This is a genomic window from Paenibacillus sp. FW104-T2, assembly GCF_058789975.1.
In genome coordinates this window covers 1-15,245 of sequence record NZ_JBYTCE010000044.1, presented here as the reverse complement: position 1 = coordinate 15,245, position 15,245 = coordinate 1, and the positions used below count along the sequence as shown (strand labels likewise).

The following is a 15,245-nucleotide window of genomic DNA, read 5'->3' as shown; positions in this document are numbered from 1 at the left end:
CTTACATTTGCTATAATATCAATTAATTTATATTTTTGTAAACCGTGTTGTTGAAACGAGTTAAAAAAAGCGAAATGAATGACTAAAGTATGAATTTATTTTGAATTTACTACCGATTTGAAGTTTTTAGTTGAAAATCCAATTCGAAATGAGTACTATAACGAGTATATAAGATATTTATAAATATATTAATGATTCATATATTCACGAATTAATTGATAATCTACATAGGAGGCATAATGATGAGCAGTTATCAAGATCAAATTATTGCACATTACAAGTTTGAGGATGCGGGCAACATCGGTAAGGATTATTCCGGCCAAGGCAAGGATGGCATTGCTGGAGGTCATTCGGTACCATCGGTGGGGAGAGTGAGTGAAAGGAATGCGGTTACTTTTGCAGGGGGGGAGAATGGGACATCGTATCTTCAGTTACCTTCAGATCTATTACAAAATGTAAGCGATAAAACAGGCATCACTGTGGCAGCCTGGGTGCATCTAAACAAGGGCTCTAATGTGTGGGAACGCATTTTTGACTTCGGAAAAGGAGAACAGGGCCCCAATCTGTTTTTGACAAGACAGCTGAGAGGAACGATGTCTGCAGAAGGGGATTTGGTTGTGGATCCGGGCCGAGGATTTGCAACGGGGGAATGGATGCATATCGCTCTGTCGGTAGCAGGAACTCAGGGAGGTACGCTTAGCAGTGCTGGCCCGATCGTCTACGTTAATGGAGAGAAAATAGCAGATGGGTCCATCAGTCAGACGTCCAGTGGTAATTATGCGAAGCTGCGCAGATGGTTCGATTCCTTCAATGATTCTGCCAATTACAGCCAGAATTACATTGGTCGTTCTCAGTATGCAGCCGATGTGGATTTTGCCGGATCACTGTCCGATTTTCGGATATATCAGGCTGGATTAACGATGGATGAAGTCATCGAAGTCATGTGTGAATCATTAACCGATGATGAAATTGTTACGTTGGCAGGAGAAAAATATTTGTCATTTCCGACCCGAATCGTTACGAGGAATATTTCGCTGCCTGTTGACCTGCTGGGTGGGAAAGTGAAGGTCCACTGGCAGTCCAATCGTCCTGAAGTGCTGTCACATGATGGAAAAATGCAGTCCATTACCTCGGCACAGGAAGCAAGCCTGAGTGCAATTTTGAGTAAAGGTGAAAGCTCGCTGAGTAAAAGTTTTGACGTATCCGTATTGCCTGAGGAGCTGCCACCTTATACCATAACAATTCACGGCGATCAGCAAGTCGCTGATATTAGCGAGGTCATGTACGGTCTGTTCTACGAGGATATTAACAATGCGGCGGATGGCGGAATCTATGCCGAGCTGGTTCAGAATCGTTCATTTGAATCTTTTGCATTTGATACATACTCACATACCTCCGGTGAATGCGGATGTTCGACAGGGAGGAACCGGGATCCGTTATTCGCCTGGTCTGGAGACACCAGCAAAATGAATGTGCATCACGAAGGTGGATTGAATGACCACTTCAAACTCGAAGACCCGGATGCAAATGCTTACTATGTGACGGTTCAGGATGGAGCAACAATACGAAATCGTGGTTTTTCTGATACCAATCAGCATTGTGCCATGTCCATCAAAAAAGGTGAACAATACGACTTCACCATCTGGGCAAAGGCAAATTCGGCCGGTACGATAACCATACAACTACAGGATGGCTCGGAAACTGTAATTAGTGATTCCGTCAAGGTTCATGTAGATGGAGGAGGTACCTGGAAAAAGTATGGTGCAGTCAGGGTGGATTCGGAAACGAGAAATCAGGCTCTTGTTCTTACCGGAACAGAGACAGCCCTTGGGCAGCTTGCGCTTACGTTTGAAGGAGATATTTCCATCGATATGGTGTCTCTGATCCCACGGGACGTATGGGGCGCAGTTCCTGATGAAGCCGGCATTTCCACATCAGCACACGCTAACTACAAGGGAAATCCGAACTATCGACTGAGAAAGGATCTGGTTCAGGCTCTCGTTGATATGCACCCCAAGTTTCTGCGCTTTCCGGGAGGCTGCATCTCGGAAGGGTCCTTCATATGGGATAATGTGTACGACTGGAAGGATTCTGTTGGTCCGGTTGAGCTGCGCAAAGAGAACTACAATGTCTGGGGTTACATGATGACGATGGGGCTTGGATACATGGAGTACTTCCAGCTCGCGGAAGATTTGAATGCCGCTCCGGTTCCCGTAATGGCTTGTGGAGTTCTGTGTCAGGCACGTTCGGATTACGCACATCCGGCTGGCGGCGCATTAAGAGACTATTACATCAAAAACTTCACTGACCTGATCGATTTTGCCCTGAGTACAGATGTTGAACATAACGAATGGGCGGCAATACGAAGCCAAATGGGGCATCCTGAGCCGTTCGATCTGCGCTACCTTGGTGTAGGGAACGAGAACTGGGGAACCGAATTTTTCGCCAACTTTGAAGTGTTCAAAGCATCCATTGATGATTATATGAAGCTAAACTACCCGGATCATGAATTGCACATCATTTCAACCGTTGGTGCACAAGCGGACGATGATGCATACCAACAAGGCTGGAAGTTCCTGAGCGGTAACCTTACGGGTTCGGCCCAAATCGCGTTTGCGGATGGACAGAAGGTCATTGAAGAAACGGTAACCTGGTATGAGAAGCAGGATGATTACATGGATACCATTGCAGACGAACACTATTACCGCTCCAATGATTACTTGCTGAATAACGTGGATCGTTATAACTACTACCATCGGGCATATCATGAAGATGGGCAAATCAACTGGAAAGAGACTTCCAAGGTCTTTGTCGGAGAGTACGCATCCACGGACAAAAACACACTGGCGGGTGCCGTTGCAGAAGCAGCAATCATGACCGGCTTCGAAAACAATGCAGATGTCGTTCGTTTGGCTGCTTATGCGCCATTGTTCAATAAAGTGCTGACCGATGGAACCTATCGCTGGACACCGGATTGCATCTGGTTTGACGATGAAACAGTATGGTATACACCGAACTACTACGTTCAGCACCTTTTTGCGAAATACGTCGGAGATCAAGTGATCGGCACTTCGTTTAAGACGTACAGCAAAGGAAAACAGGTGGAGCTCATCCCTCATGGAGGAATCGAGATTGCAACCGGTAATGCAGACATCGTCGTGAAACGGGTGACGGTCACATCCAATCAGGATGGCAGCGTGCTGTTGAGTGAAGATTTCAGGGAGCAGACGGAGCTGAGTGAGGCGTGGGGTCTGATTCCTGGTTCGAACGGATATACACTTGAAGCCGGAAACGGACTTGTGCTTAAATCGCAAACCAGCGGCCTGAACGGGATATATCTTCTGAATGAAGAATGGACCAATTACAAGGTGCAGGTGGAAACCAAGCGCTTGGCGGGTGATGACGGTTTCTATGTTGGCGTGGGACTTACGGATATTTCATCTGACAAGAAGGATGTCATTGAATACGCGATTGGTTACGGTGGTGATGCAACAGGAGTAAAAGTGTACAAACAAGGTATCGAAGGATATACTCTCGGTGATTACTCATCAAGTTCCGCAGCGGGTAACCTGAGAGCTGCGAATTATGAATCGCTGGAGAGCGGTACCGATTATACGATCACTGTCAATTATGGCGGCGATACAGGGAAGAGCTTGATCTGCTCCTACACAGACGGACATACAACCAGCAAAGTGCTGGATTATAAGCTCGAAGCATACAACCGTGAGGTGTTCCATTCCGTTACGAGAGATCAGCAGCATGTATATGTAAAACTGGTGAATGCAGATAGCGTGGACAAAGCCACAGACGTCCATCTTGAGGATCTGAATGTGAAATCTGCAGCACGGTTGATCACACTCAGCGGAGATCAATCATTGGTTCATGTTCCGAATGTGAACAAGAAGAATGATGAGAAGGTGGTTCCAGAGGAACGGGAGATTGGACTGGACGGTCAATCTGTGATTCTTCAGTTGCCCGCTTATTCAGTCAATGTATTGATTCTGGATTTGTAGAGCAATTATTCATACAAATACCCTCTTCATACAGACACTGTATTGTCTGCATGAAGAGGGTATTTAATTGTGAAAAAATTAATCAAGACTGTTGGTTCATATAGGGTTACACTTCCGCTATCCAATAAGGACATGATCCTCGGCATAACCGATTTTGGATGTACGTTTTTTCTGAGCCAAAGCGAAAGCCAGTGTCAATGGCCCTAACCGACCTGCAAACATTGTGAAAATGACAATGATTTTACCAGGGATACTCAGCTCACTGGTTAAACCCATCGAAAGCCCTGTCGTGCTAAAAGCAGAAGTTGCTTCAAACAGGACATCCAAAAAATGTTTTTCTAGGATTCCTTCAGAAATGGACAGAAGTATGGAAATACCTAATACAAAGGCCAAGGAACTCATGACAACAGCAAGTGCACGCATGACCGTTTCTTCAGCTATTTTACGCTCAAAAGCATGTATTTGCCCGCCGCCCCGGAAGGTTTGTATAGTCGCCAGAACGAGCACAACGAAGGTGTTTATTTTAATGCCTCCACCCGTTCCGCCTGAAGAAGCTCCAATAAACATCAGAATAATAATAAAAAATTGGGATGTAGCAAGCATACTGCCAATGTCGATGGTGTTGAATCCTGAACTTCTCGGAGCGGTACCTTGAAATAAGGCAGCCCATATACGTTCACTATAAGACAAATCCGCAAACGTATATGGATTCCAATTTTCTAGTAAAAAGATGATGATAAAACCTATCAGATAAAGCGAAGAGCTGCCGATGATCACGATTTTGGAATGCAAAGAAAGCTTTTTCCATGAACGTTTGCGAAAGAGATCGACAACCACGATATAGCCTAACCCACCACTAATAAATAACGTAATAATTGTAAGATTTACAACCGGATCGCCGACAAAGGGTGAAAGGCTGTCAGACCATAGTGAGAATCCCGCGTTATTGAAGGCAGATACCGAATGGAAAAGTGCATAATAGAGGGCTTGTCCCCATCCAAGATCACCTTGCCATCGAACGGTAAGTACCAGTGTAGCCAGAGCTTCAAATGCAAATGCGATCAGGACGATATAAAGCGAAAGCTTGACCAGTCCTTGTGCGGAAGTGGAGTTGGTGGCTTGCTGAATAAGGAGCCTTTGTTTTAACCCAATCCGCTTACCCAATATAATGGCAACCATAACGCCTAGCGTCATGAAACCCAATCCGCCAACCTGAATCAGAATCATAATGATGACTTGGCCAAACGTAGAGAATACACTCCCGGTATCGACGACAACCAACCCGTTAACACATATGGCAGAGGTTGCCGTAAATAAGGCATCAAGCAATCCGATTGATTTTCCGTCACTGGCTGACAACGGTAGTGCTAGCAATATCGCTCCAACCCATATCAGAGCGAAGAAAATAATCATGATGAGCTGTGGAGGACTCATGTTATTTTTTAACTTGTTCACTGTTGACTCAATTTTATTAAGAGAAGAACTTATCGTTACGTGTTTACTTCTTTTTGCCATAGTCACTCTCCAAATTTCGTATGTCCTCGTTACTTCCGATCAACAAGAGCATATCTCCTGTCCGGATGATATCTTCTGCTAGGGGTGAGATGTTTAGGTCATCCCCCGTTTTGATAGCAATAACAGTACAGCCATAGGCTGCCCGAACATTGAGTTCTTGCAGTGTTTTCTGATTCATACGTTCGGATGCTTTGATCTCGACGAGATTGTAATCAGGTGATAATTCAATGGAATCAATAATATTGTCGGAACTAAGCTGATTCCCCAATCGGGTAGCCATGTCCCGTTCCGGGTAAACAATCTGATCTGCACCAATTTTACTAAGCACACTTCCATGATTATCATTTTTAGCCTTGGCTGTTACAACGGGCACTTGCAGTTCCTTTAGTATCAGTGTCGTCAAAATGCTGGCTTGCAGGTCTTCACCGATTGCAACAATGGCGTGAGAAAAGTTGCTTGCTCCGAGTTCCATAAGAACTGATTTGTCAGTACAATCTGCCTGTACGACATGGGTGGCTATGGATGACATTTCCTGTACCAAATTTTCATTTTTGTCCACGGCGAGCACTTCATGTCCATTGTTAATGAGTGTACGTGTCAGGCTAGACCCGAACCGTCCAAGACCCAGCACAATAAACTGTTTTTTCATGATATCCCTCATTTGTATCAAATTTAAGCATCTGACTTGCGCGATCTAATAAGTGAATAACATTACGAACACAGGATTGTAAGGTTTCAGATATGAGGATTTATTTGGTAATTAACCCCGTAATCTGAGCTATGTATGGATCTGATGAAGTTTTTCATTTTAACTGTTTATTTTCATCATTGCAACCAATATTCCCTATTCAAAGTCAGAGTCAACAGAAGATACCCAAAGTAAATAACCTACACTACTTCCTCAGCATGCCTGCTCCTATAATAAATTTTGAAGGAGGAGACAGCTCATGCGTTCCAACTACAAACAATTTATCAGAAACATTCCGCTTCATCTTATGATTCTGCCCGGTTTGATCATCATTATTGTATTCGGTTACATTCCAATGGCAGGTCTCTCGATTGCCTTTCAGAATTTCTCTCCAATTGCTGGATTCAAGAACATGAACTGGGTAGGCTTGGATAACTTCCGATACCTGTTCGATCTTCCGGGGTTTGGCCAGGTTGTGTGGAATACGGTATTCATTTCTGTCATGAAAATTAGTTCCGGCCTTGTGATTCCGGTACTTGTGGCCCTACTGCTCAACGAAGTACGCAAAACCGGATTTAAACGAACGATACAAACGGTAATATATATGCCCCACTTTTTTTCGTGGGTAATTCTGGCCGGCATTATCGTGGATGTGTTATCCCCGAGCAGTGGGATTGTAAATATGCTGCTCACGGCACTCGGGATGGAGCCCATTCAATTTCTGGCCAGCAACGATTGGTTTCCGTACATACTTGTCATTACTGATCAATGGAAAGAGTTCGGCTTTGGCACCATCATCTATTTGGCAGCGCTGACCAGCATTGATAAGTCTCTCTATGAAGCCGCCGTCATGGACGGGGCAGGGCGATGGAAGCAGACCTGGCATATTACGCTGCCCGGAATTCGTCCGATTGTCATTCTAATGGTTACCCTTAGTCTTGGAAACGTACTTAATGGCGGGTTCGATCAGGTGTTCAATCTATACAACCCGCTCGTCTATGAATCCGGTGATATTCTGGATACGATGATCTATCGAATCGGTTTACAGGATGCCCAATATTCGGTTTCTACGGCACTTGGCCTCATTAAGTCGGTGGTTTCATTCATCTTTATCGGACTGGGTTATTTTCTGGCCTATCGGTTCGCCAATTATCGCATATTTTAGAAAGGAGGCAGAATCATGCACCATGCATCGAGAGCCTATCGCTGGTTTTTAGGTTTTAATTACGTCATCCTGACGATTCTTGCCTTGCTCTGCCTGTTTCCGATCGTGAATATATTGGCGATATCCTTCAGTTCGAGTGATGCAGTCAAAGCCGGGAATGTTACGTTCTGGCCCGTGGATTTCACATTATCGTCTTATAAGTACATTTTGGAAAATCAACAGTTCCTTAACTCGTTTGGCACGAGTCTGCTTCGGGTGATATTGGGAGTTGCCACGAATCTGATCTTCACAATTCTCGTGGCTTTTCCTCTCTCCAAAGAAGCTTCAAGGTTTCGTTCCAGAACATTCTATGCCTGGATTTTTGTATTCACGATGCTGTTCAGTGGAGGGTTGATTCCGGGTTATCTGGTCGTCAAGGAAGCAGGTCTGCTGGACTCGATCTGGGCACTGATATTACCTGGTGCCGTTCCCATTTTCAATGTACTGCTGATGCTGAATTTCTTCAGAGGATTGCCCAAAGAATTGGAAGAAGCCTCGTGGATGGATGGTGCAGGACATTTCCGTACACTGTGGAGCATCTATCTGCCCATTTCCCTGCCAAGTATCGCAACGATCACGTTGTTTGCCATGGTCGGACACTGGAATGCCTGGTTTGATGGCATGATCTATATGAAAAGCCCGGAGCAATATCCGCTCGCAACGTATCTGCAGTCCATGCTGCAGCAAGTGACGATGATCCAGAGTGAAATGATGACGCTGGAGGATGCAACGCTGTTAAGCCAGGTGTCGGATCGAACGACCCAGGCGTCCCAGATTTTTTTATCCGTGATTCCCATTCTGCTCGTCTATCCATTTCTGCAGCGGTATTTCGTTCATGGGCTTGTTGTCGGCAGTGTAAAGGGATAAGATCGGTAGGAGGAAAACCGAGTAGAGGAGCCGATTTCCGGCTCCTTTTTTGCTGCTTGAGGAGAGGAGTGGAAGGGGCATGAGATTATTGGGGGGGAGCTGGAAGACCAACTCCATTGTGGTCAAACTGATGATTGCTTTTGTATTGGTTATTCTCCCGTTGTATGGAAGCAGCATTGTAATTACACATAATAGCTCCAAGCAAATGCAGATCGAAGTAGAAAATGCGCATGATTCCAAGCTGCACTTCTACCACAATCATCTGCAATTCGAATTGGAGCGAATGAGCAGTCTTGTCAATGAATTTTCGTTCGATGAACCGATGTCCACGCTAAGTACCAGAGCACCCATTATGAGTCGGTATGAGATTACATCCAGTCTGAATGAGATACATAAGAAACTCAGTCAGATCATGGTGACCAGTCCATACATCAGTGATGTTGTGTACTATGTTCCTGCGCTTCATAAACGGGTAAGTGCAGTGGATGGCATCCGCAGCGTTGAGGACGACGAGTGGAAAGATCTGCTTGCGACGATGGGGAATCTGAATGGGGAGTTATCGACTTCGGCAGATGACCTCTATTTCCTGAAGAGCAATCCGTACAATATGAATCACGAGGAGCCGCCCAATTTTATATTGGGAATACGTTTATCTGCAGATGAGCTGAAAAAAAGGCTGCAGCAGCTGTCGGAAACGGGCGGCAGTGACATCACGCTGAGCTTTGGTGACGAGCACGAAGTGGTCATTTCCTCCTCAGAGCAGGCTGTCTCTACTGGACTATTACAGATGCTTCCAACGGAACCGCAGGATGCGCTGCAGGTAACGAGATACCACTCCGATCATCATTTGTATTACTCTCTCTATGATTCGGATCATTCATTCACACTAACCTCCAGCATTGCTGAAGAGGTGCTTCAGGCACCACTTGAACGATATAAGTTATGGTTATGGATGTTAACCTTGATGTCGATGGTCATCATTGTCATCTTCTCATTATCTGTGTACAAATCGATCCACAAGCCGTTATCTGCACTCGTCAAAGGCTTCAGAATGGCGGAGCAAGGGCAGCCTGACATCCGTATTCCGCATTCAAGACGGGATGAATTCGGATATTTATACTCTCGTTTCAACCATATGATAGAGCGCTTATATCTTTTGATTGAAGAAAATTATGTTGCCAGAATACGAACGAGTGAAGCAGAGCTCAAACATCTTCAATCCCAGATTCAGCCTCACTTTCTATACAACAGTCTGTTCAGTATTAAACAGATGGCGGAGGTGGAGAACGTTGAATTAATTCAGGAGTTTACCGATTATCTGGGTCAGTACTTCAGGTATATGTCCCGTGACTCTCGGACAGAAGTCTCGCTCGGTGAAGAAGTAGACCATGCGATGGTCTATGCTGCGATTCAGAAGATCCGATTCGGGTCAAGAGTACAATTGCTCATTGAGGATATAAACCCTGTGTACAGATCGATTGCGATCCCGAGAGTCATTGTTCAGCCAATCGTGGAGAATGTCTTCGAACATGCACTTGCCAAGCGAAGTCAGGGAGGTATCCTTAAACTCTCTTATCAGGCCGCAGAGGGCAGGCTGTCCATTTGGATTGAGGATGATGGTGATCAGTTAACGGATGAGATGTTAGCTGGGCTAGATCAGTCCTTTGGGGAGCCTACGCAGCGACAGGAAGATGAAGAAATTACGGGGCTTATCAATGTAAACCAAAGGCTGAGAATCAAGTTTGGTGCAGATTACGGTCTCGCTGCAAGACGTAGTGAATTGGGTGGTTTATGCATTGTCGTGAATGTTCCATGGAAAGGGGAGCTGCCTCATGCAGCGGATGCTGATCGTTGATGACGAACCGGTGATTTTGGACGGACTATATGCCTTCTTCCAGAAGGCGAATTTTCAGGACATGGAGATTATTAAGGCCCAATCTGCCTTCGAAGCAATCGAGTGGTTGAATTCGGTAAAGGTGGATATTGTGCTTAGCGATATCTGTATGCCTGGAATGGACGGCATGGAGCTCATTGAGAAAATCATGGACCGATGGCCCAGATGCAAAGTATTGCTGCTGACAGGCCATAATGAATTCGATTATGCACATCAGGCCATACGCAATCCCTGTGTGGTGGATTATCTCCTCAAGACGGAGGGCATGAATCATATACGTACGGCAGTAGAGCGTGCTTTGGCTCAAATTTCGGAAGAAAATGATTTCAGGTACCAGAATGCCTGGTTCCGCAGCAAGCTGCCCAGAGCCCTGCCCCAGCTGCAGCGTCAGTTAATGCTTGATCTAATGAAGCGAACGGAAAGGCATGATTTCGCCTCGCTTCAGGAGGAACTGGATGCCGTGCAGCTTCCTTTTCATTCTGGGGAACGCGTTCTTCCGGTCATTATAAGGGTGGAGGATTGGAACAACTATCAGACGCAGGCCGATCGGAGTTTAATCAGGTATGCTGTGGCTAATGTGGCAGAGGAGCTGCTGCAGGACAAGTCGACAGTCAAGGCGATTGATCTGGATTATCAGGTCATTGCTTGTTTGATCCAGCCAGCTGCGGAAAGTACAGCGTATCGTGGGAATGCACAGGAACAGTGGGAGCAAACGCTTCGCTTTGTCTATGGAACGCTTGAGTCTGTGCAGCAATCTTGTGCAGATTGCCTTAACCTCTCGGTATCGATCATGGTGAGTGAACAGGCTGTAGCTTGGATGGATCTGAATCAGGCCATCGCACAGTTGCGATTATCCATTCATGAAGGACCTGGACTCGGGATGGAAAAGCTGCTTCGTGTCAACGTGCAGCCGGATATGAACTTGCTACCAAACCCACTGAGCCAGCAGGCGGTTGCGTCGCTGCATCTGGATCAGGTCAAGCAGCATGTCGCAGCGGGGGACAGCGAATGGATAACTTCTTATCAGAAATGGACTGAGAGTTCGAAGGAGGGGCTTCAAGATCCGTTCTTTCGAATGAAGGTATACACCGAAGCAGGGAGTACCTTGATTGAACTGCTTCATGAATTGGGTTTATACGAACCTGCGAAGGAAGAGATGGGTCTCTCCCGCATGCTGCATTTTGATATCCATACACCGTGGCCCGAACTCGTTATTTTCTATCAGTCTGCCTTTGAATGGATGATATCGAAGCGGAGCGATACCCGCCTGAATGACCAGTCTCAAATCTTGATCTCGATCCATCAATACATCAAGCATCACCTGGAGGATGATCTCTCTCTTACCCGTATTGCACAGGAAGTCTCTCTCAATCCTTCGTACTTGTCTCGTTGGTATAAACGAATCACAGGCAAAGGCATCTCGGAATATATTCATGATCGCCGCATTGAACGAAGCAAGGAACTGCTGCTCGGTTCTTCGTGTAAAATGCATGAGATTTCCGCCAAGGTCGGCTTCAGTGACCAGCATTACTTTTATCGTTTTTTCAAAAAAGCAATTGGCTGCACGCCTCAGGAGTACAGGGATCAAAAAAGTTAAAATACTTGCTAAATGGTAAATCAAAGATACCAGATGTAAACGAGATCCACTCGTACTGATAGCGCTTTCTTTATACAATGAACACATACCTCACGGGAGGAACAAAAAGGGGGATTCGTCGTATGATTATGTCATTCAAAAGGCTTTCATTGTTATCGCTTAGTATGATCCTGGCAGGGACTCTTGCAGCGTGTTCATCAGGTGCTGGTAATGCAGAGAGCGAAACCAAGCCTAGTACCCAGCAGGATGCGGGAGGACCACTCACCAAGTATGACCCGCCAATTAAATTAACCTCGACGATGAACGAAACGGGTAAGGAATCGCTTGCTCAAGGGGATACACACGCGAACAATATTTGGACCCGCGGTTACAAGGACGAGCTCGGCATTGAAGTCACGTATGACTGGATTGTGCCGGATGCAAATTACAACGATAAAATGAATGTGACCCTTGCAAGCGGAGATTTGCCTGACGTATTGAAAGTAAGTGCGGTGCAGTTCGAGCAATTACATGAAGCGGGCATGCTTGAGGACTTAACGGAAGTATATGATAAATACGCATCGGATCTGGTCAAGGAATTTATGTCTGCAGAAGACGGAGCAGGATTGAAACCGGTGACCAAAGATGGCAAGATTTACGCGATGGTGAGTTTTCCCGGTTCACTTGATTCATCGGACATGATTTGGATCAGACAGGACTGGCTGAAAAAGGTAGGGCTTGAAGCGCCAAAATCGATGCAGGATGTCATCCAAATTGCGGAAGCGTTCACGTTCGAAGATCCGGATGGCAATGGTAAAGATGATACGTACGGGATCGCGCTGAACAAGGATTTGCCAATCAATGCGTTCCTGCTGGGGTATCATGGGTATCTCGAAACCTGGATCAAGGATGCATCGGGTCAGGTTGTGAATGGTACTATCCAGCCTGAAGTGAAGGAAGGCTTGAGAGAGCTGCAGAACCTGTATCAAAAAGGTGTGCTTGATCCCGAATTTGGGGTGAAGGATTTTGCGAAAATGATGGAGGACGTGAACGCAGGGAAGTCTGGCATGTTCTTTTTGCCGCAATGGGCTCCGTTTCAAGTCAGCAGTATGATTAAGAAAGATCAGAACGTAGACTGGATGCCGTATCCGGTACAATCCATTGATGATCAGCCAGCAAAAACCCAAAATCACCTTAGCCTGGGCGGCATTTTCGCTGTCCGCAAAGGGTATGAGCATCCGGAAGCACTCATTAAACTGCTGAATTTCCAGGCAGAGAAGATGTTCGGAGAATCTGCGGAGAAGGAACGCGCAGATTATTTGAATGGTTTAACCGGGCTTGGTTTTCATAATGCAACGGTGTCCAATCTGCCTGCCAACAAAAACGTAAAGGCACAGGATGAAGTTGAACAGGCCCTGAAAACGGGTGACATATCTGGGCTTGGGCTTGAAGCGAAATTGTTCTATGATGATATTATGGATTACCGTAACGGCAATCTGGATAAATGGCATATGGAACGCATCTTTGGACCGGAGAGCTCGCAAGGCGTAATCAAGTACTACCGTGACAATGACCTGATCGTGATGAATGAATTTATATATGCACCAACGAGAACCATGAATACGAAGCAGGCTACATTGGATAAGCTTAGAGCGGAGACATTCTTGAAAATCATCTATGGCAACCTGTCGATTGATGAATTCGATAACTTTGTAGCCAACTGGAGAAAACTTGGCGGAGATCAGATTACACAGGAAGTCAATGAAGTCATTAATGCCAATAAATAAAAAACAAGAAGTGCCACAGTACAATTGAATTTGTATTGTGGCACTTTTGTTGCTTGAATATACTTTCAATATATTAGGACTACAGTGTGCTGCATGTGGTAAAAAAACGGGATGGCTTCATTTCTCATTTGCGTTTCAACAATATAACCCCGGAGATCGCTGATGTGTTTTTACGATATACGACTTTAAAACCGATATCATGATCCAGCAAACAGTTTAGAGCATTGATTAACAGAGCACCGGGTACCAGGGAGAATGTGCATGGTGATGTGTTTCCAATCACACGAACCCTTCTGATTCTTCGAGCGGATCCCGGTACAAGCGGGTTTCTGGACCAATAGATTAACACGAGATCAGGTTGACGTGGTGCTTTTGTACAAGTTCGACAGGTCATCGTATCATCTCTTTTCTATTAAACATAGGTTCGCTATATTAAATGAAAAGTAGTGATAGGATGTGCTGGACGAACTACTCCATGCAATATAAACAGGCGTATACCAAGTAAGAAAGCTTGAAAGTGAAGTCAGTTTGATAGAGAGTGAGGAAAGAGAAAGGATCTCTATCGCGAGATCCTTTCTCTTGCGGGAACAATGATTACGAAGGAAGCTTAGTTGGAATTGATACAATTCCAGTCAGTCAACTTACTTTTTGGTTCCGTGCTGTTTGGTTGGCAGCTTGTCGCTGGGTGTTCCTTTACCATTGTTCTTGTTGTGACGGGCCTTTTCGGCGTTCTCATTTACCTTTTGCACAAATTCATGGGTGCTTTCCATGGACGATACAGCTCCTTTATAATCAAAATGTGTACCCGGATCTTAATATAACCACCCGAAGTCCGTTATATGAAACTGGACAAGGACTAGTACGATCTCTAAACTAATAACAAACAGAAGGATACATAACCAGAAGGAGCGCGGGTCCAAACATGTTGCAGAAATTCGGTTTTACGCAATACGAAAGTCAGGTGTACGAGGCGATCTTCGCTCAACAGGAACCACTCGATGCATCATCCATCGTCAATCACTCCAATGTGCCCAAAGCCAAAATTTACGAAGTATTAAACCGGCTTATCGATAAAGGAATTGTATTAACCACCATGCATGGCAAGAAAAAATTGTATACAGCCGTGGATCTCCAGTCCGTTATTTTGAAGATCAAAGCGGATTTTGAGAAGGATATCGAGGAATTGAACGCCTATAAAATCAAACGAACGTTTACGGATGAGCATATTTGGACACTGAAGGATGAAACATCGATTGGTTCCAATATTGAGCAGCTTATGGCAGAGGCCGATACATCCATTCTGTTTCTGGCCTGGAATGAGAAGATGGAGAACTACCGTACGCTCTTGGAACAAAAAGAACAGCAAGGTGTACATGTTGAGGTATTGTCGGTGGGAGGATTAGAGACGTCCTTAACGAACAAGTACGCTTTAATTCCCATGCTGGACAAGCTGGAACCTTTGCAGCTGCTGATTGTAGACCATGCCTATCTGCTGTTCGCAGGCATTGAAAATGATTCCTGGAAAGCGATTAAAACCATGTCCAAGCCGATTGTCAAAGCGATGACGGATTATTTTTATCATGATATTGCCCTCACTCAAATCACCAAAAAATATGGAGATCAGCTACTGCAGGACGAAGAAATATCCAAGCTGCTGGGCCGGTTGATTTATTAGAAAGCTATTCTTTTATGGAATAGTTT

Annotated in this window: 10 protein-coding genes; 7 read left to right on the top strand and 3 right to left on the bottom strand. The window is 45.3% G+C overall.

Features of this window, described 5'->3' with window-relative positions; genetic code table 11:
• Nucleotides 1–242 precede the first annotated feature (242 nt).
• Nucleotides 243–4,013 (top strand): alpha-L-arabinofuranosidase family protein, encoded by a 3,771-nt coding sequence (locus AC3WQ3_RS28455; protein WP_492474356.1) that lies wholly within the window; start codon nt 243–245, stop codon nt 4,011–4,013.
• 117 nt (nt 4,014–4,130) lie between these two features.
• On the opposite strand, the gene AC3WQ3_RS28450 is transcribed toward AC3WQ3_RS28455, so the two are convergent.
• Both AC3WQ3_RS28450 and AC3WQ3_RS28445 read right to left on the bottom strand, forming a co-directional pair.
• A complete protein-coding gene (locus tag AC3WQ3_RS28450; protein ID WP_492474355.1) occupies nt 4,131–5,528 on the bottom strand; it encodes a TrkH family potassium uptake protein in 1,398 nt (465 codons plus the stop codon).
• Nucleotides 5,512–6,177, bottom strand: coding sequence for a potassium channel family protein (locus AC3WQ3_RS28445; protein ID WP_492474354.1), 666 nt, complete (start codon nt 6,175–6,177; stop codon nt 5,512–5,514). The genes AC3WQ3_RS28450 and AC3WQ3_RS28445 overlap by 17 nt, the downstream gene beginning before the upstream one ends.
• A gap of 298 nt (nt 6,178–6,475) precedes the next feature.
• Between AC3WQ3_RS28445 and AC3WQ3_RS28440 the strand changes: the two genes are divergently transcribed.
• From AC3WQ3_RS28440 to AC3WQ3_RS28420, 5 genes are all read left to right on the top strand, one after another.
• Nucleotides 6,476–7,381 carry an ABC transporter permease gene (locus AC3WQ3_RS28440; RefSeq protein ID WP_492474353.1) on the top strand — a complete coding sequence of 302 codons (906 nt, stop codon included), beginning with the start codon at nt 6,476–6,478 and terminating at the stop codon, nt 7,379–7,381.
• Nucleotides 7,382–7,396: 15 nt separating this feature from the next.
• Nucleotides 7,397–8,287, top strand: a complete 891-nt coding sequence (locus AC3WQ3_RS28435) for a carbohydrate ABC transporter permease (RefSeq protein WP_336779882.1) — start codon at nt 7,397–7,399, stop codon at nt 8,285–8,287.
• 79 nt (nt 8,288–8,366) lie between these two features.
• Nucleotides 8,367–10,142, top strand: coding sequence for a sensor histidine kinase (locus AC3WQ3_RS28430; protein ID WP_492474352.1), 1,776 nt, complete (start codon nt 8,367–8,369; stop codon nt 10,140–10,142).
• Nucleotides 10,120–11,778: a response regulator transcription factor gene (locus AC3WQ3_RS28425; RefSeq protein WP_492474351.1), complete on the top strand. Its 1,659-nt coding sequence runs from the start codon at nt 10,120–10,122 to the stop codon at nt 11,776–11,778. Before AC3WQ3_RS28430 ends, AC3WQ3_RS28425 begins: the two co-directional genes overlap by 23 nt.
• 122 nt (nt 11,779–11,900) lie before the next feature.
• Nucleotides 11,901–13,544 (top strand): extracellular solute-binding protein, encoded by a 1,644-nt coding sequence (locus AC3WQ3_RS28420; protein WP_492474350.1) that lies wholly within the window; start codon nt 11,901–11,903, stop codon nt 13,542–13,544.
• A gap of 641 nt (nt 13,545–14,185) precedes the next feature.
• On the opposite strand, the gene AC3WQ3_RS28415 is transcribed toward AC3WQ3_RS28420, so the two are convergent.
• A complete protein-coding gene (locus AC3WQ3_RS28415; RefSeq protein ID WP_095358309.1) occupies nt 14,186–14,314 on the bottom strand; it encodes a DUF4023 family protein in 129 nt (42 codons plus the stop codon).
• A 152-nt stretch (nt 14,315–14,466) separates the two neighbouring features.
• On the opposite strand from AC3WQ3_RS28415, the gene AC3WQ3_RS28410 reads away from it, so the two are divergent.
• Entirely contained in the window at nt 14,467–15,219 is a 753-nt protein-coding gene (locus AC3WQ3_RS28410) for a TrmB family transcriptional regulator (RefSeq protein WP_492474349.1), read from the top strand.
• Nucleotides 15,220–15,245 lie beyond the last annotated feature (26 nt).